Here is a 16,811-nt window from a genome sequence, read left to right on the forward strand (position 1 = left end):
TTCTGTTCCCCCATTAAATTCGATGCATGGCGTTGAAGATGTCCTCATGCATGGTGTGGATCTTCATGCCAAGCGCTTCGCCGTCCTTGTCGAGCAGGTCGGCCAGGGTGGTGAAATCGACCGTACATTTGTCAATGCCCACCAGCATGACCATGGCGAACATGTCCTCCATAACGTTCTGCGAGATGTCGACGATGTTCACGTCGTGCTGGTACAGGGTATCGGAAATCTTGGCGATGATCCCGGTGCGGTCTTTGCCGACCACGGTGATGACTGCGCGCATAAATGTTACCTCCAAAGCATTGAAAAAAATCTATTCTTCTGCCGACAAAACGTCGGTCAAAATCGGGTTGGAAACCAAAAATCCGGACTCGGTCAGGCGCCAGCGCCCGGCTTGCCGTTTGGTAAGTCCCGGCTTCTCATAGCGCGCAAGCATGCGCGCAAAGGGCGCAAAGGGCTGCCCAAAGCGGGCTTCAAATTCTTTCGGTGACACGCCGTCCGACGTGCGCAGAGTGAGCATCAGATATTCGAGCGCCGGGGAAAAGCCCTCCACGTCCTCCTCGGTCGTGGGCGGCACGCCGCGCACAAAATCCTCCACGCTGCGGCCATAGGCAAACCGCTTGCCATTGAGCAGTGAATGGGCCGACGGCCCAATCCCCAAATATTCGGACAAATCCCAATACCGGGCATTGTGACGGGCGCGAAAGCCCGGTTTGGCCCAGTTGGAAATCTCGTAATGCTCAAATCCCTCGCGCTCGAGCAGGCGGCACAGGGACATGTACATATCCGCCTGCGCATCCTCGTCCGGCAGGGTAGGATGCTCCAAGAAAAGCGGCGTGCCCTCCTCGAGTTTGAGGGCATAGACCGACAGATGGGCGGGGTTTAACTCCAGCAGCGCCCGGGCCGACTGCCAAAGCTGCCCTTCGGTCTGGCCGGGCAGACCGTACATCAAATCGAGCGACAGGTTGAAAAACCCGGCCGCCTGCGCCCGCCGGATAGCATCCACAGCCTGTGCAAAACTGTGCCGTCGGCCAAGTCGGCGCAGCTCGCCCTCGTCGGCCGACTGCACACCGACCGACAGGCGGTTGACGCCCGCTCGATGCAGCGCATCCAGCAAGGATTCGTCCATGCTGTCCGGGTTGCACTCGACCGTAATCTCAGCGTCCGGCGCAATGGCAAACGCCCCTCGCGCGGCATCCAGCACGCGGACGAGCCGCGCGTCGCCCAAAAGCGAGGGCGTGCCGCCGCCAAAATAGACGGTATCGACCGTGTAGTCCGCGCACGTTGCGCCCCAGTCCCGGATGCTGCGGCACAGGGCCTCGGTGTAGGCTTCCATCTGCTCGTCCCCGGCCGCAAACGAATAAAAATCGCAGTAGCGGCACTTGGATGCGCAGAACGGCACGTGCAGATACAGCCCCAGTGTCTTTATCATTCTTCGTCCAGCTTGAGGACGGCCATGAAGGCCTCGGTCGGCACCTGAACGGTACCCAGCGAGCGCATCTTCTTCTTGCCTTCCTTCTGCTTTTCGAGCAGCTTCTTTTTACGGGTGATGTCGCCGCCGTAGCACTTGGCCAGCACGTCCTTACGCATGGCCTTGACCGTTTCGCGGGCGATAACCTTGCCGCCGATGGCGGCCTGAATCGGCACTTCAAACAGCTGGCGCGGGATATTCTCCTTGAGTTTTTCGCAGATGCGCCGCGCACGGCCATAAGCCTTTTCGCGGTGTACGATAAACGAGAGCGCGTCCACCTGGCCGCCGTTTAAGAGCATGTCCACCTTGACCAGGTCGCTCGCGCGGTAGTCGAGGAACTCGTAGTCGAGCGACGCATAGCCCTTGGTGCGCGCCTTCAAAGCATCGAAAAAGTCGTAAATAATCTCATTGATCGGCATTTCATAATGCAGTTCGACCAGATTGGCGTCCAGATACTGCATATCCTTAAAGATACCGCGGCGCTCCTGACACATGGGCATAATATTGCCGACAAACTCGTTGGGCGTCATGATGGACGCCTTGACAAACGGCTCACGCGCCTCGGTAATGACTGCCGGGTCGGGATAGTCGTGCGGGTTATCACAATAGACGGTCGTGCCGTCGGCCTTGACAATCTCATAGACAACGCTCGGCAGCGTGGTGACCAAATCCAAATCAAACTCGCGTTCCAGACGTTCCTGAATGATCTCCATGTGCAGCATGCCGAGGAAGCCGCAGCGGAAACCGAAGCCGAGCGCCACCGAGCTTTCGGGCTCGAAGGACAGGGCAGCATCGTTTAATTGCAGCTTTTCGAGCGCATCGCGCAGGTCGGGATACCTGGAACCGTCCTGGGTATAGATACCGCAGAAAACCATCGGCCGCGCCGGACGGTAACCGGGCAGGGCTTCGGCAGTCGGGCGGTCGGCCTCGGTGACTGTATCGCCCACGCGGGTATCGGCTACATTTTTAATGGAAGCCGTAAAATAGCCAACTTCACCGGCATACAGTCCCTTTTGCGGCGACAGGCCGAGCGGCTCCAGATAACCGCATTCGATGACCTGGAACTCGGCGCCGGTGGCCATCATCTTGACCTTCATGCCCGGCTCGATGTGGCCGTCCATCAGGCGCATATAAACGATGACACCTTTATAAGGGTCGTACTGGCTATCAAAAATGAGCGCTTTGAGCGGTGCATCCGCATCGCCCGTGGGCGCGGGGACATTGGCGACAATATCCTCGAGTACGGCGTGGATGTTGATGCCCATTTTGGCCGAAATTTCGGGCGCATCCATGGCAGGCACACCGATGATGTCCTCGATCTCCTGCTTGACGCGCGGCGCATCGGCAGCGGGCAGGTCGATCTTGTTGATAACCGGCAGCACTTCCAGTCCGGCGTCAATGGCCAGATACGTGTTGCCGAGCGTCTGGGCTTCGATGCCCTGGGCGGCGTCCACGACCAGCAGCGCGCCTTCGCACGCCGCCAGCGAGCGGGACACCTCATAGTTAAAGTCCACATGGCCCGGGGTATCGATGAGGTTGATGTGATAGTTTTCCCCATCGTCGGCCTTGTACTCCATGCGCACCGCGCGGGCCTTAATGGTAATGCCGCGTTCGCGCTCCAGGTCCATGTTGTCGAGAAGCTGCTCCTCCATCTCGCGCTGCGAAACTGCCTCACACTGTTCGAGCAGACGGTCGGCCAGGGTGGATTTACCATGGTCGATGTGGGCAATGATCGAAAAATTTCTGATTTTATCCTGTGTCTTCACGTTCAAACTCCTTCACGCAAAGAATAATTCAATATACCACATATCATATCATAATTTGCCGATTTCCACAAGAAAATCCCTTGGAGAACGTGCAGCCCTCCGCTGTCCCGGTTTTGTGGACATTTCCGAAAATCCACCGGACGCGGACGATTGTGACCGTTTGGTGTAGGTTTTGTGAAACTCGCGGAAGCCGGTTGACAGCGCCAGACTATCATGATAGTCTATATCCATACTATTGCAATAGTCCACGGACGCGGGCCGGGTTCAAGCGCTGGAACCCGACCGCGCGGTCCAACCAAAAGGAGGAAAACCCATGGAGCAAAAGCTCTTCGATTCCGAGCAGCGGGTGATGGAACTGCTGTGGGAGCACGGCGACCTGTCGGCCAAGCAGCTGTCGCTGCTGCTAGCCGAGCAGTCTGGCTGGAACAAAAACACCACCTACACGGTCGTGAAAAAATGTGTGCAAAAAGGCTTTGTCGAACGCCGGGAACCCCGTTTTGTTTGCCATGCCCTGCTTTCGCGGCAGCAGGCGCAGATGCAGCAGGCCGAAGAACTGGTCGACAAGATGTTTTCCGGCTCTCCTTCGATGCTGTTTGCTTCCCTGCTGGGTGGCGGCCGGCTGGATGCAGACGAGATCGACAAGCTGCGCCACCTGATCGATCAGGCAAAGTGAGGCGTTTATGACAACATTTGCACAAATGACAGTAGCCGGTGGGGCGATGATCGCCGTGACCACGCTGCTGCGCCTGACGCTGCGCGACCGGCTGCCGCGTGCAGCATACCTGTTCTTCTGGGGCGCGGCGATGGCGCGCCTGCTGACCCCAGTGACCTGGGTTTCCCCCATCGGTCTGTTTGGCCGGACTTCTTCCGCAGCCGCCGCACCCGATACGCTTTCTCCGCTTCCAGTATCCCCCCAAACCGACCGGTATGACCCGCTCTTTTTCCTCTGGCTGGGCGGCATGCTGCTGTGCGTAACTTGGTTCCTTGCGCGGGAAATCTCTGCCCGGCGGGCGCTGCGCACGGCAGTGCGGGTGCAGACACCGGCGGTGGAAGCGCTGCTGTCCCAGTTCGCCTTTTGGCGGCGGGTACAGGTACGGTCGGACCACCGTTTGTCCGCACCGGTCACCTATGGTCTGATTCGCCCGGTGGTCATTCTGCCGGATGGGCTGGCACAGACCGACTGTGCCGCGCTGCGATTTTCGCTGCTGCACGAACTGTGCCATGTGCGGCATGGGGACTATCTTTGGAAAACGCTGGCTGCATGCGCGGTCTGTGTACACTGGTTCAACCCGTTGGTCTGGCTGCTTTTTGTCCTGCTGGACCGCGATCTGGAAATGTATTGTGACGAACAGGTTTTGCGGCGGTGTCTGCCTACCGAACGGGCAGCCTACGCCCATTGCCTTCTGGATTTTGCCTCTTGGGCATCCCCTTCGCTCCTTGCGAGCCATTTGAAACAAAAACCACTCGAAGAAAGGATTCTTGTCATGATGACTTCCCGTAAAGTATCGATTGCCGGCCTGACGCTGGCCACTGCCCTGATTGTGGGCACCACCTCTGCTTTTGCCGCTTCGGATAACGGTACAGACGCCAACATGGCGGCTACCCTGACCACGGCTTCCACCCAGAGCGTTCTCGTCAATGCCGATGTGCAGAAAGGACAGGACGACGGTTCGCTGGCAGTGACGGTCACGGATGCGACAGATGCAGCAGAATTCCATCTGGACGCTTCGAAACTCATCAAAATGGACGATGGCACCTATCGCTACACCTTTGAAGACGGTTCGGTGGCAACGGTCGTTTCGGCTACCGAAACAGAAAACGCACAGCAGGCTACCCCGGACGCGCAGCCGTAACCCATCAGCCCCCTGCCTTGCAGGGGGCCTATGTTTTTTTGAAAAAAATTCCCGGAGGCAGGACATTGTTGTCCCACCTCCGGGCGTTCATATTTTGACAGCCGGCCGCGCACACTAAGTTTGGTTATCCAAACTTCATTTCCAGGCGCAGGCGGTCTGCGATCATGGAAATAAACTCCGAGTTGGTCGGTTTGCCTTTGAGTCCGGACACCGTGTAACCGAAATACGATTGCAGGGTCTCCAGATCGCCGCGGTCCCAAGCCACTTCAATGGCATGCCGAATCGCACGTTCCACACGCGACGACGTGGTTTTAAACCGCTTGGCAATGGCGGGATACAAGATCTTGGTGATCGCACCCACCGATTCCATGTCCTTGACGGCCATCATGATCGCTTCGCGCAAGTACTGATAGCCTTTGATATGCGCCGGAACACCGACCTGATGAATCACTTCGGTGACCCGTACTTCGAGCGCAATCTCATCGCCTGCCGGCACTGTGCCGCCGCGATTGAGTGCGCCGCGTGTCAGGTTCCACTGCATGATGCGTGCCATCAGCGTGCCGATGTCCAGTGGCTTGCGCAAAAAATGGCTGACGCCGAGTTTGGTACATTCGGTAGCCGCTTCGGTGCCTGCAAACGCCGAGATGACAAAGACGCCCACGCGCTTGCCGCGCTCGCCCAAGGTCTGGATAACGCTCAGCCCGTCGATCTCCGGCAGCATCAAGTCGATCAGCAGCAGATCAAAGGGCGTTGTTTCTGCAATCTGCAACGTCTCCCGCCCGGTCGAGGCCACCGCAACCACCTCAATGTTGTCATTTTCTGCGAACGCTTCTTCCAGAAGGCCACAAAATTCCTTATCTCCGTCTGCCAGCAGCACTCGGATCTTCTGCTCCATGAATATTCACCCTTCCAACGTAGTTTGTGCCTTTGTTCTTTTGACTTACCTTAATTTACCATACTCCCGTCGAATTGACAACCCCTCTCGGGAAAATTTTTTCAAATTTTTCCCAATACAATTTTCGACAGAGTTACTACTATACTACCACTGAACCAACCAGATTTTCAAGGTTATTCCATGGATTTATTGGATTTTATCCATTTCTTCCAACATTTTTTCAATCTGTACCGCATAACCCCGGGTTGGGTCACTGACCAGTACATGGGTCACAGCACCCACCAGTTTACCATTTTGCAGGATGGGGCTGCCGCTCATGCCCTGCACAATACCGCCGGTCTGGGCAATCAGATCTTTGTCGGTGACGCGGATGGTCATGCTGCGATCATATTCGCCGCCTTCACCATAAATTTTCTCGATCTCACAGGTGTATTCCCGCACTTCTTCGCCGGATACATTGGACAGGATGGTCGCGGTACCGGTCTGGATTTCATCCGCTGTGGCGATGGGCACCGGCTCTTTCCCTGCATAATAGCTGTCATCGGTCAGCACACCAAAAATACCAGTCAAGGTGTTTTCTTCGACCGAACCCATGTCTTCCTGCAAGTTAAAATCACCCTGCAAGCAACCCGGTGTGCCCGACACGCCCTTGACGACGCCGCTCACCGATGACTCCATCAGGCTGCCGTCTTTGAGGGGCACCAGCACGCCGCTGTCGCCATCACAGATGCCATGGCCCAGCGAACCGTATTGCCCGGTAGCCGGGTCCACATAGGTGATGGTACCGATACCGGCGACGCTGTCCCGGACAGTCAGGCCCATCCGATAAACGCCCGATTTATCCTGCACGGCGGTACCGCTCAGTTTGACCTCTTTCCCATCCCGCTGCACGGTAAATTCCATGGTCTTTCCGGCGGATAAAGAGATTTTCTTTTGCAGCGCTTCGGCTGTGTCGATCTCCTGTCCGTCTACGCGCAAAAGGATGTCCCCTTCCTGGAAGCCAGCCTGTTTGGCGGGTGTGACTTCGCCGACTGCGGTGGTGACCGGATCAATGGATTCCACCATCAGACCCTGAGACTCCATCTTGATGCCTGCGGTCCGGCCGATGGGAATGACCTCGGTCAGGTCGGCCGCTGCCGCGCCGCCCGCCAGGGTCCAGGCAACCGCCAGAGCGGCAATCCAAGCTGTCATCCTTGTTTGAAATTTTTTCAAATGATTCACCTCCTGCGTTTACTATGCCACACCATCTCAGCAAACAACCGGGGGATTGTTTGCACCCTTGTTTAACTTTTGGTGGGATGCTGCAAAACCCGCGTGCAGTTCCAAGGCTTGCAGGCGATATACCTGCGCCCGATTTCTTTTGTGTTTCCGATTTGTCTATGGTATACTTACATTACCATAATTTTCATTTGAAAAGAGGGATGCGGTATGAAAGTGGCAATCGTCGGTTCGCGCAGCGTAGGACCGGAACATTATGAGGAACTTTGCGCCAAAGTGCCCATCGGTGCCAGTACGATCATTTCGGGCGGCTCCAAAGGCGCCGATATGCTGGCCAAGCGGTACGCCGAGGAAAACAACCTGTTTTATGAAGAATTTTTGCCTGATTATGCCCGGTTTGGCCGTGCAGCCCCGCTCAAGCGCGACCAGCAGATCGTGGAACGCGCCGATTATGTGATCGTCATGTGGGACGGAAAGTCCCACGGCGCCGCTTATGTAATTAAGTATTGCCTGGAAGTCAATACGGCTGTACGCACCATGATTTGCCACTAAAACGCAGCTTTGCGTTCACACTCTCCCGGCGGTGTGCTATGCTGAATACAACAACAAAGGGGGTAAAAAAGATGAAAAAAAGATTCTTGGCGCTCCTGCTTGCGGCTGTTCTGCCGCTTTCTTTGACAGCCTGCGGCGGGAATGGCAATGGTGCAGGCAGCAGCGATGGAGCATCTGCCGAAGCCACCACGAGCAAGGAAGAGCTGCTCGAACAGGCGGAAAATATCACGTTTACCGAACTGCTGACCGCGCTTCAGGAAAATAAACTCCGGGCACAGGAGACTTATGTCGGCAATGTTTACACCTATTCGGAATGCGTCACCGCGATCGAAGAGGATTACGCCGAACTGAGCGGCTCGATCAAGGTCTATCTTTCGAAGGACGATCTGATGAACCTCAATGTCGATGAAAGGATCACGGTTGTCGGTACGATCGATAGTTTGGACTTGACCGAAACCAGCGAAACGATCAATGGATTTGAATTTAGCTCGACCGCCCCGGCCGTGGAAATGAAGCCCGCCTACTATGTGGACAACCGGTTTGAAGTGACCGGCCCGATTGAGATGCGCTATATGAAGCTTGTCGAATTATCTGGTAGTGTGGTCGACCAAATCGGGTTGGAATCTGCCTGGCTGTTCGAAATGAGCAGCGATATGGGAATGGTGAATCTCGAGGAAGCCATCCCAGTCGAGCACCATGTAGGGCAGAACATCATCTCGCTGCCCATTGATGGCCAGGAAGTTGCAAACGGCGACAAGATCACCATTTCCTGCCAGTTGATCGACGATTCGGCTTCGCTAAACCGTGGTACATATGAATCCCGCGCAAGGCAGCATGAATACAGGGCAGCGGATGTTAAGCTGGTCCGCATTGACCAGAAGGCAGCGGCCTGATATTTCGCAAGAATCCAAAATCAATTAAAAGAGTGTCCAAGAGCGGCTGTTTTGAAACAGCCGCTCTTTTTTCAAACCAAAGGGCCTGCCGTCCGGCATGGACAACAGGCCCTCAACCTTTATTTGTTTTCGCTCGATGTGCCATACAGCCACTGCAAGGCTTGCTGTAAAGCGGCATCAAAATAATACCAGTCGTGCATACCGTCCTGCTCGATGTAGGTATGCGCAATGCCCAGCATCCCCAGCACTTCATGATAGTGCCGGCAATCGTCCAGACGCACATCCTGCTTGCCGCAGGTCAGCAGCAGCCGCGGCGCATCTCCATGGAGTGCCGCTTTCTCGGCCAGGCGCAGCGGATTGTCCTGCGGACAAAGCGCCAACTCCGTGCCAAAAATCGCCGTAAAATCACGCAGCAAGGCGGCATCCCACCGGCTTTCGGCCTGTTCACGTGGCATTTGACGCATTTCATCCATTTCTTCGCCCAAAAACAACCGGTCGGGCGCCAGCGCAGCACAGGCGCCAAAGCGTGCCGGTGCATGGAACGCGCATTTGAGCGCCCCATAGCCGCCCACCGAACCGCCGATCACCGCCGTATCCTCGCGTTTTCGGGAAATCTGAAACCAGTTTTCACAAATCTGCGGCAGCTCTTCAGTGAGGTACTGCAAAAATGGAGCGCCATACCGCATATCGGTATAAAAACTGCGCTGCACTTCGGGCAGGAAAAACAGCGTATGATATTGTTCCGCATAGAGCGGCAGCCGCGTCTTGTCCGCCCAGCTGGCCGCATTGCCGCCCAAGCCATGCAGCACATATGCGGCGGCATACGGTATATCTGTCCGTCCGCCATCCGGCCCAACGACGGTCAGCCCGGTTTCCATGCCGAGTGTGGCGGAATAGATCGTCCCTCGAAACAGCATCGGTCTTACAGTTCCTGCGCGAGCTGCTCGGCCTTGCGCCGAGCGGTTTCCATCGCGCCTTCGGCGTCAAATCCCTGAATGTCCAAGCCCTCTGCGGCGATCATGTGCAGATTGGGAATGCCCAGCATACGGAGCACACTCTTCAAAAACGGAGCCGCATGGTCGTCTTCCACCGCAGCGCCCTGCTCGTAGATGCCGCCGCGGGTGGTGAAAAAGACCGCCTGATCGGCCTTACACTGCCCCATATAGCCGACATCCGTGCAAACAAACGCCAGACCGGTTACGCAAACATGCTCGAGATAGGTGTGCATGGCAGCCGGGAACGTGCCTTCCCAGAACGGAGCCGCCAAAACCACCAGATCGGCTTCCATAAACTGATGCGCCAGATCGAACATGGGATCATCCCACTTTCCCATGGCATCGTTGCGCGCCGCCAAGGTATCGCCATATAACGGCTGGAGCCGCAAAGCATTCAAATCTACGGTATCCACCTGTACATCGGGATGCTTCGCTCGATAGGCATGCAGAAATTCATGTGCGAGTTCCAACGTGCGCGACTGTGCGCCGCGGATACATCCGTTGACAAACAGCAAATGCTTCATTTCGATTCTCTCCTTTTTTGCGGCCAATACCGCATTGCGCTGTCATTATAACACAGCCCATTTGGAAATTCAATCGCATGTATCCAAGAAACCAATGAAACTTACTTTCCCTAACTTTTTGTTTTTTTCGGCACCGAATTTCGGCAATTCCTCCATTGTCCGCCCGATGACCGGCGGCGTATAATGAAACAAGAATAGGGGGAAAATTATGATCACCGATATGACGGAAGGCCGCCCGGGAAAGATCCTGTGGCGGTTTGCATTGCCCATTTTGCTCAGCGTAGCGTTTCAGCAGGTTTATCAGATTGCCGACAGTGTCATCGCCGGACGGTTTGTCGGCGGCACTGCGCTGGCGGCCATTGGGGCATCGTATCCCATCACCATGCTGTTCATGGCCTTTGCCACGGGAATGAATCTGGGCTGCTCAGTTGTTGTGTCCCAGCTTTTTGGCGCGAAGGATTTTCCCCGCATGAAAACTTCGGTCAGCACATCCATCCTGTCCAGCCTGGCCATCAGTCTGATTTTGACCGTCGGCGGGCTGCTTTTTTGCCGCCAGATGCTTGTGGGACTCAATACTGACCCAGAGATCCTGACCGATGCGGGCGTTTATCTGGGGATTTATACGGCCGGGCTGTTCTTTTTGTTTCTTTATAATATCTGCACCGGCATCTTTACCGCTTTGGGTGACAGCCGTACCCCGCTTTATTTCCTGATCGCCTCGTCCATCGCCAATATCATTTTGGACGTTCTGTTCGTCACCGCGGGCGGCATGGGCGTCGATGGTGTCGCCTGGGCGACGTTTTTGGCGCAGGGCGCTTCGTCGGTTCTGGCATTCTTTACACTCATCCGGCGACTCAAGGCTTTGCCCAGCGGACGGTTTCCGCTGTTCCAGCTCCAGATCTTTGGCCGCATCACCGGTGTGGCGGTGCCGAGTATTTTGCAGCAAAGCTTTATTTCGGTCGGCAATCTGGTCGTGCAGCGCCTGATCAATGGCTACGGCTGGGCGGTCATCGGCGGCTTTTCAGCGGCCATGAAACTCAATACCTTTACCATTGTCGCGCTGACGGCGCTGGGCAGCGCCGTATCCAGTTTTTCCGCGCAGAACATCGGCGCCGGAAAGACCGACCGCGTCATGCAGGGGCTGAAAGCTTCGTTTGGCCTGGCTTTTGGGGTCGCACTCCCCTTTACGCTGGTGTATGTGTTCCTGTCCCGGCAGGCTATGGGGCTGTTTGTCGATGCCAGCGAAACGGCAATCATTGAGGCCGGTGCGGAATTTTTGCGCATTGTCGCGCCGTTTTATCTGATTATTGCCATCAAACTCTGCGCCGACGGAGTTCTGCGCGGCGCAGGCGCGATGACACCTTTCATGATTTCCACCTTTTCCGACCTGATTTTGCGGGTCGGCCTGAGTTATGTTTTTGCCGCATGGTGGGCCGAAACCGGCATCTGGCTGAGCTGGCCGGTCGGCTGGGTCATCGGCACTGCCGCTTCGGCTGCTTTTGTCTTTTCGGGCGTGTGGAAAAAGAAAGTGTTTGGCCGCAAAAAATAGTATTTGCCCGCTTTGTTTAAACCGAGTTGTTTTTTTATTGTAAAATTTGTTCGGTTGGTATATTCCAAACCGCGTTTTTATGATATGATAAGGATATTAAATCTCAAACGCACAACGGGGTAGGAATGTTATCTCTTTGGGCCTGTCGGGCGCGCAGATCCCCGCACCGGCGGAAATCATTTTCGGGATTTCATTTTGGAGGAAAACATACATGAAATCGATTTTACTCATTGGCCTGGGACGCTTTGGTAAGCATGTTGCGCTGAAGCTTAACGAACTCCGGCACGAGGTGCTGGCGATCGACAAAGATGAGGACCGTGTCAATGAGGTGCTGCCTTATGTTACCAGTGCACAGATCGGCGACAGCACCAATGAACAGTTTATCGCCTCTCTTGGCGTACGAAATTTCGACCTGTGCATTGTCGCCATTGGCGACAACTTCCAAAGCTCTCTGGAAACGGCATCCCTTCTAAAGGATTATGGCGCTTCTCTGGTCGTCGCGCGCGCCAACCGGGATGTGCATGCCAAATTCCTGCTGCGCAACGGCGCAGACCATGTCATCTATCCTGAGCGGCAGGTGGCATCCTGGGCAGCCGTTCGTTTCAGCGCCGACAATGTATTCGATTATGTCCAGCTTACCAACGATTATTCGATCTATGAAACTCCGCTCCCGCGGGATTGGGTGGGAAAAACCATCATCAATCTGCGCGTTCGCCAGGAGCATAAGATCAATATTTTGGCGGTCAAATACCAGGGCCGACTGGAGCCGCTGCCTGGTCCGGAGCATGTGTTCCGCGCGGACGAGACTCTGCTTGTCATGGGCAGCAACAAGGACCTGGCACGTTTTCTGCGTCTTTAAAACAGCAAAAAAGAGGACCCCATCGGGTCCTCTTTTTTTATGCGTCCAGGGACGCCACATACTCCGTTGCGGTTGCACTGAGGAATAAAAATCCATCTTCACTGAAATAGGTCCAGTTGGCATGGGTGCCTTCGGTCTGCGCATCGATTCCCTCGGCGGTATCGGGCAGCCCCAGCGCCTGCCGCACGGTGTCCGGGTCATCATGCTCGAAGGTATCCACCAGCCAGTCAAGCGTATATTCCAGACTCTGCTCCCGCTGTGGGGTATCCAGCGCGCTTTTTTCCACCATCAGCACCATTTGATAGAGCTGGTTGTCGCTTTGCAGACTGTACGTTTCCAGCACCATGCCCGGCGCCAGATATGTCCGGCGGATGCTGTCCGGCGTGTCCCCATCCCCCGGCATGTTTTCTTCCTCCGGTTCTTCGGTGAACATATCGGTGTAGCCCGCTTCCCCGAGACTGGTTTTCAGCCGCGTGACCACCTGGTCGGCTTTCTGGCCGAAACTACCGTATTCCTTTTGTCCGCAGGCCGTCAGCATCAAACTGAGGACGACCAGCAGAACGGCAAATATTCTTTTTTTCATCCGTTTCTCCTTTTTTGCTTGTTGTGTGTTCAGGATACCCGATTTTCATCTCTTTGTAAAGAGCAAAAAATGGCGATGGCTGAGCCATCGCCATTTTTTTATCGTTCTTCGCGGAAATATCCCACACCCAGATTGCCGGGCAGATTACGGTCCCGCTTTTTGCGGATGGAGCTGATGACCAGAATAATGGCCGTCATCGCAAACGGCAGCATATCATAAAATGCCGTCGGGATGGGCACGACCGTGCGCGGTACGTAATACTTCAGTACGCGCAGGGCGCCAAAGACAAACGAGCCCCAAATGGCATACATCGGATTCCACTTGGCAAAGATGACCAGCGCGACGGCAATCCAGCCCAGACCGCCGACGTTATCCGAAATCCAGACACCGCTGTTGATGATCATAGCGCAATACGCGCCGCCAATGCCGCAGATGCCGCCGCCCAGCAGAATCATGGTGTACTTCCACCGGGTCACGCTGACGCCCGCCGCATCGGCCGAGGCCGGATTATGGCCAATAGCCTGCACGTTCAGACCCGCCTTGGTGCGTCTGAAAAACAGGCTGAGCGCCACAGCGATGATGATGCCCAGATAAACGAACGGGCTGTACGAGAATACCAGTTCCCCGACCACCGGCAGATCGCTCAGGCCTGGGATATGGATGCCGCGCATGGACGCTGTGATGCCCTCGCCCAGCTTGAGCGTGCCGTCCTCGGTCTTGCCGAGCATGTAAATGCCGATAAAGTTGGCCAGGCCCACGCCAAAAATGGTCAGCGTCAGGCCGGATACGTTCTGGTCGGCCAGAAACGTAACGGTCAGCACGGCATAAATCAGCGCACTGAGTACCCCGGCCACAAAGGCCGCCAGCAGCGCCAGCAAAAAGGAATCGGTCTGCATACCGACCATGAAGCCCGCACAGGCGCCAATGGACATCATGCCTTCAACGCCCAGGTTGAGGTGGCCGACTTTTTCCGCGCAAATCTCGCCCACGGTGCCGAACAGCAGCGGTGTGCTTGCGCCGATGGCCGCGACCAGGAATTTAATGAGCAGCATCGGTCTTTCCCCCTTCCTTGGGTGCGCCTGCGTCGCGCACGAAACGATACCGGATAAAGAATTCACAACCTAAGACAAAGAACAGGATAATGCCCTGCAACACGTCGGCGCAGTCGATTGCTAAGCCAAACTGCGACTGCACGACCGAAGCGCCCTTTTCGAGTACGGCGAACAGGAACGCGATCACTAGGCTTCCGAACGGATTGAGCTGCGCCAGCCAGGCGACGATGATTGCCGTAAAGCCAATACCGCCCGCCACGCCGGTGGTCAGGGTCTTATCCGAACCCGCGACCTGCACCATGCCGCAAATGCCGGCAATCGCGCCGGACAGGAACATGGTGCGCAGCACGATGCGGTCGACCCGCATGCCGGCATACGCCGCGGTGGCCTTGCTCTGGCCGACGACCGAGATCTCATAGCCGTGTTTGGTGTACTTGAGGTATACAAAGACCACAACGGTCAAAATCAGTGCAATGATCCAGCCCATCTGCACGCCCAGGACCTTGGGCAGCGTGACATCGGGCGAAAAGCTGGGGATCTTGGGGAAGCCGTTGGCATTCGGGTCACGCCAGGGGCCTTCCTGGAGCCAGCTCACCAGATAGAGCGCAATGTAGTTGAGCATCAGGGTGAACAGGGTTTCGTTGGTGCCGAACCGGGTCTTGAAGAACGCCGGGATGAGCGCCCACAGGCCGCCGCCCACGATACCAGCCAGCAGCATCACGACAAACAGCACCGGGAATGGCCAGTTTTCATGATAGAGCGCAAAGTACGTGGCAAATACGGCGCCCATGATGATCTGTCCTTCGCCGCCGATGTTCCAGAACTTCATTTTAAAGGACAAGGTGACGCCCAGCGCTGCAATCAGCAGCGGAATCATAAACTTGATGGTCGACTGGACGGCCATCTTGGAGCGAAACGCACCCGACAGGATGGTGCCGTAAATCTCAAACGGGTTGTATCCCAGCACGAGCACGAACAGGCCGCCCGCGCACAGCGCCAGCAGAAAGGCGCCCAAACGGATGAGGGCCATCTGCTTTGCATTTTTCTCCTTGGTTTTGACGATTCGGATCATGCGCCCGCCTCCTTTCCGCCGCCGACCATGAGCATAGCAATTTCATCCTTTGTGGTCTGGCGGGCATCGACCACACCGGTCACCTTGCCATGGCACAGCACCAGAATGCGGTCGGACAGCTCGAGCAGGACGTCCAAATCCTCGCCGATGTAGACGATGGCAACGCCTTTTTTCTTCTGTTCGCCCAGCAGTTCATACACCGTATACGACGAATTGATGTCCAGACCGCGCACCGGATAGGCGGTAATCAGCACCTGCGGCTCGGATTCGATCTCGCGGCCGAGCAGCACCTTCTGCACGTTGCCGCCCGACATCAGCCGCACCGGCGTATCCACCGACGGAGTGACAATGCTCAGCCGTTCCACCAAGTGTTCGGCCTGCTTGCGCGCCGGTCTGGTATCGACGAACGGACCCTTGTTCTGGTCATAGGTCTTGAGCATCATATTGCCGACCATACCCATGGAAGCGACCAGGCCCATGCCCAGACGGTCCTCGGGCACAAAGCCCAGATGCACGCCCAGCTTGAAAATTTCGCGCGGGGTTTTGCCGATCAGGTTTTCCTTGTGATAGAGCACCGCGCCCTTTTCGGCCGGGCACAGGCCAGCAATGGCTTCGCACAGTTCCTTCTGCCCGGAACCGGCAATGCCGGCAATGCCCAAAATCTCGCCCGAGCGCACCTCAAAGGAAGCGTCGTCGATGGCGATCGAGCCGTCCGGCTTGCGGATGGTCAAGTCAACCGCTTTGAGGACGGTCTGTGGGTCGACCGGGTCGGTGCGCTCGATGGCGAGCGAAACCGGACGGCCGACCATCAGTTCGGTCAGTTTCTTTTCGTCGGTCTGTGCGGTTTCGACCGTGTCAATGTATTTGCCCTTGCGCAGGATGGTCACCCGGTCGGAAATGGCCATAACCTCATTGAGCTTATGGGTGATGATGATGACCGCGCACCCCTGCTCGCGCATCTTGCGCAGGATAGCGAACAGCTTCTCGGTTTCCTGCGGGGTGAGGACCGCGGTGGGCTCATCCAAAATCAGGATTTTCTGCCCGCGGTACAGCACCTTCAAGATTTCGACCGTCTGCTTTTCCGATACCGACATGTCATATACATACTGGTCGGGGTCGACCTCCAGGCCGATCGAGCGGCCAATTTCGCGCACCTTTTCGCGCAGTACCTTAGCCGGCAGACGGTCGCCCGGTGTCCCGAGCGCGATGTTATCCATGGCAGTAAAGACATCCACCAGCTTAAAATGCTGATAGATCATGCCGATGCCGAGCGCCATCGAGTCTTCGGGCGTGCGGATGGTGACCTCCTGGCCACCGACCCGAATGGTGCCTTTATCCGGGTGATAGATGCCGGACAGCATGTTCATCAGCGTGGTCTTGCCCGACCCGTTCTCGCCCAGCAGCGCCAGAATCTCGCCATAGCGCACATGCAGGTCGATGTTGTCGTTTGCGACCACGGTGCCGAACGTTTTGGTAATCCCCCGGCATTCGATTGCATATTCGTTCATAATTTTCCCTCAATCGTCCGA

At 56.2% G+C, this 16,811-nt stretch carries 17 protein-coding genes; 6 read left to right on the plus strand and 11 right to left on the minus strand.

Annotation, left to right across the window (positions count from 1 at the left end; all coding sequences use genetic code 11):
- Window positions 1-13: 13 nt before the first annotated feature.
- Genes EFB11_RS11025 through lepA form a run of 3 tightly spaced genes read right to left on the minus strand, consistent with a single transcriptional unit; the run spans window position 14 to window position 3,237 of the window.
- Complete coding sequence (locus EFB11_RS11025; protein WP_122790272.1) at window positions 14-283, minus strand: ACT domain-containing protein; 270 nt, start codon at window positions 281-283, stop codon at window positions 14-16.
- A gap of 30 nt (window positions 284-313) precedes the next feature.
- A complete protein-coding gene (hemW, locus tag EFB11_RS11030; RefSeq protein ID WP_122790273.1) occupies window positions 314-1,432 on the minus strand; it encodes a radical SAM family heme chaperone HemW in 1,119 nt (372 codons plus the stop codon).
- Window positions 1,429-3,237 carry a translation elongation factor 4 gene (gene lepA, locus EFB11_RS11035; RefSeq protein ID WP_122790274.1) on the minus strand — a complete coding sequence of 603 codons (1,809 nt, stop codon included), beginning with the start codon at window positions 3,235-3,237 and terminating at the stop codon, window positions 1,429-1,431. The genes hemW and lepA overlap by 4 nt, the downstream gene beginning before the upstream one ends.
- A gap of 313 nt (window positions 3,238-3,550) precedes the next feature.
- Here lepA and EFB11_RS11040 point away from each other — a divergent pair, with 313 nt between their 5' ends.
- On the plus strand, window positions 3,551-3,910 hold the full coding sequence (locus tag EFB11_RS11040; protein WP_122790275.1) for a BlaI/MecI/CopY family transcriptional regulator: 360 nt from the start codon (window positions 3,551-3,553) through the stop codon (window positions 3,908-3,910).
- Between the two features lie 7 nt (window positions 3,911-3,917).
- Window positions 3,918-5,090 (plus strand): M56 family metallopeptidase, encoded by a 1,173-nt coding sequence (locus EFB11_RS11045; RefSeq protein WP_122790276.1) that lies wholly within the window; start codon window positions 3,918-3,920, stop codon window positions 5,088-5,090.
- Window positions 5,091-5,214: 124 nt separating this feature from the next.
- On the opposite strand, the gene spo0A is transcribed toward EFB11_RS11045, so the two are convergent.
- Together spo0A and spoIVB are read right to left on the minus strand one after the other, a co-directional pair.
- Complete coding sequence (spo0A, locus tag EFB11_RS11050) at window positions 5,215-5,985, minus strand: sporulation transcription factor Spo0A (protein ID WP_122790277.1); 771 nt, start codon at window positions 5,983-5,985, stop codon at window positions 5,215-5,217.
- Window positions 5,986-6,171: 186 nt separating this feature from the next.
- The gene (spoIVB, locus tag EFB11_RS11055) at window positions 6,172-7,197 is read right to left on the minus strand and encodes a SpoIVB peptidase (RefSeq protein ID WP_164706735.1); all 1,026 of its coding nucleotides are present in this window, start codon (window positions 7,195-7,197) and stop codon (window positions 6,172-6,174) included.
- Between the two features lie 216 nt (window positions 7,198-7,413).
- On the opposite strand from spoIVB, the gene EFB11_RS11060 reads away from it, so the two are divergent.
- Entirely contained in the window at window positions 7,414-7,755 is a 342-nt protein-coding gene (locus EFB11_RS11060; protein WP_122790279.1) for an SLOG family protein, read from the plus strand.
- A 71-nt stretch (window positions 7,756-7,826) separates the two neighbouring features.
- A complete protein-coding gene (locus EFB11_RS11065; RefSeq protein ID WP_122790280.1) occupies window positions 7,827-8,648 on the plus strand; it encodes a hypothetical protein in 822 nt (273 codons plus the stop codon).
- A gap of 119 nt (window positions 8,649-8,767) precedes the next feature.
- Here the strand turns inward: EFB11_RS11065 and EFB11_RS11070 are convergent, their stop codons facing one another.
- Both EFB11_RS11070 and EFB11_RS11075 read right to left on the minus strand, forming a co-directional pair.
- A complete protein-coding gene (locus EFB11_RS11070; RefSeq protein WP_122790281.1) occupies window positions 8,768-9,565 on the minus strand; it encodes an alpha/beta hydrolase in 798 nt (265 codons plus the stop codon).
- Window positions 9,566-9,570: 5 nt separating this feature from the next.
- The gene (locus EFB11_RS11075; protein WP_122790282.1) at window positions 9,571-10,167 is read right to left on the minus strand and encodes an FMN-dependent NADH-azoreductase; all 597 of its coding nucleotides are present in this window, start codon (window positions 10,165-10,167) and stop codon (window positions 9,571-9,573) included.
- Window positions 10,168-10,375: 208 nt separating this feature from the next.
- Here EFB11_RS11075 and EFB11_RS11080 point away from each other — a divergent pair, with 208 nt between their 5' ends.
- Together EFB11_RS11080 and EFB11_RS11085 are read left to right on the plus strand one after the other, a co-directional pair.
- On the plus strand, window positions 10,376-11,716 hold the full coding sequence (locus tag EFB11_RS11080) for an MATE family efflux transporter (RefSeq protein ID WP_122790283.1): 1,341 nt from the start codon (window positions 10,376-10,378) through the stop codon (window positions 11,714-11,716).
- Window positions 11,717-11,927: 211 nt separating this feature from the next.
- Complete coding sequence (locus EFB11_RS11085) at window positions 11,928-12,575, plus strand: potassium channel family protein (RefSeq protein ID WP_122790284.1); 648 nt, start codon at window positions 11,928-11,930, stop codon at window positions 12,573-12,575.
- A gap of 37 nt (window positions 12,576-12,612) precedes the next feature.
- On the opposite strand, the gene EFB11_RS11090 is transcribed toward EFB11_RS11085, so the two are convergent.
- The 4 genes from EFB11_RS11090 to EFB11_RS11105 form a co-directional block, all read right to left on the minus strand.
- On the minus strand, window positions 12,613-13,158 hold the full coding sequence (locus EFB11_RS11090; protein WP_122790285.1) for a hypothetical protein: 546 nt from the start codon (window positions 13,156-13,158) through the stop codon (window positions 12,613-12,615).
- 98 nt (window positions 13,159-13,256) lie between these two features.
- The gene (locus EFB11_RS11095; protein WP_122790286.1) at window positions 13,257-14,210 is read right to left on the minus strand and encodes an ABC transporter permease; all 954 of its coding nucleotides are present in this window, start codon (window positions 14,208-14,210) and stop codon (window positions 13,257-13,259) included.
- Window positions 14,197-15,282, minus strand: coding sequence for an ABC transporter permease (locus EFB11_RS11100; RefSeq protein WP_122790287.1), 1,086 nt, complete (start codon window positions 15,280-15,282; stop codon window positions 14,197-14,199). Before EFB11_RS11100 ends, EFB11_RS11095 begins: the two co-directional genes overlap by 14 nt.
- Entirely contained in the window at window positions 15,279-16,790 is a 1,512-nt protein-coding gene (locus EFB11_RS11105) for an ABC transporter ATP-binding protein (protein WP_164706736.1), read from the minus strand. The genes EFB11_RS11100 and EFB11_RS11105 overlap by 4 nt, the downstream gene beginning before the upstream one ends.
- Window positions 16,791-16,811 lie beyond the last annotated feature (21 nt).

Origin of the sequence: Intestinibacillus sp. Marseille-P6563, from assembly GCF_900604335.1 — a bacterium.
Taxonomy (GTDB): domain Bacteria; phylum Bacillota; class Clostridia; order Oscillospirales; family Butyricicoccaceae; genus Butyricicoccus_B.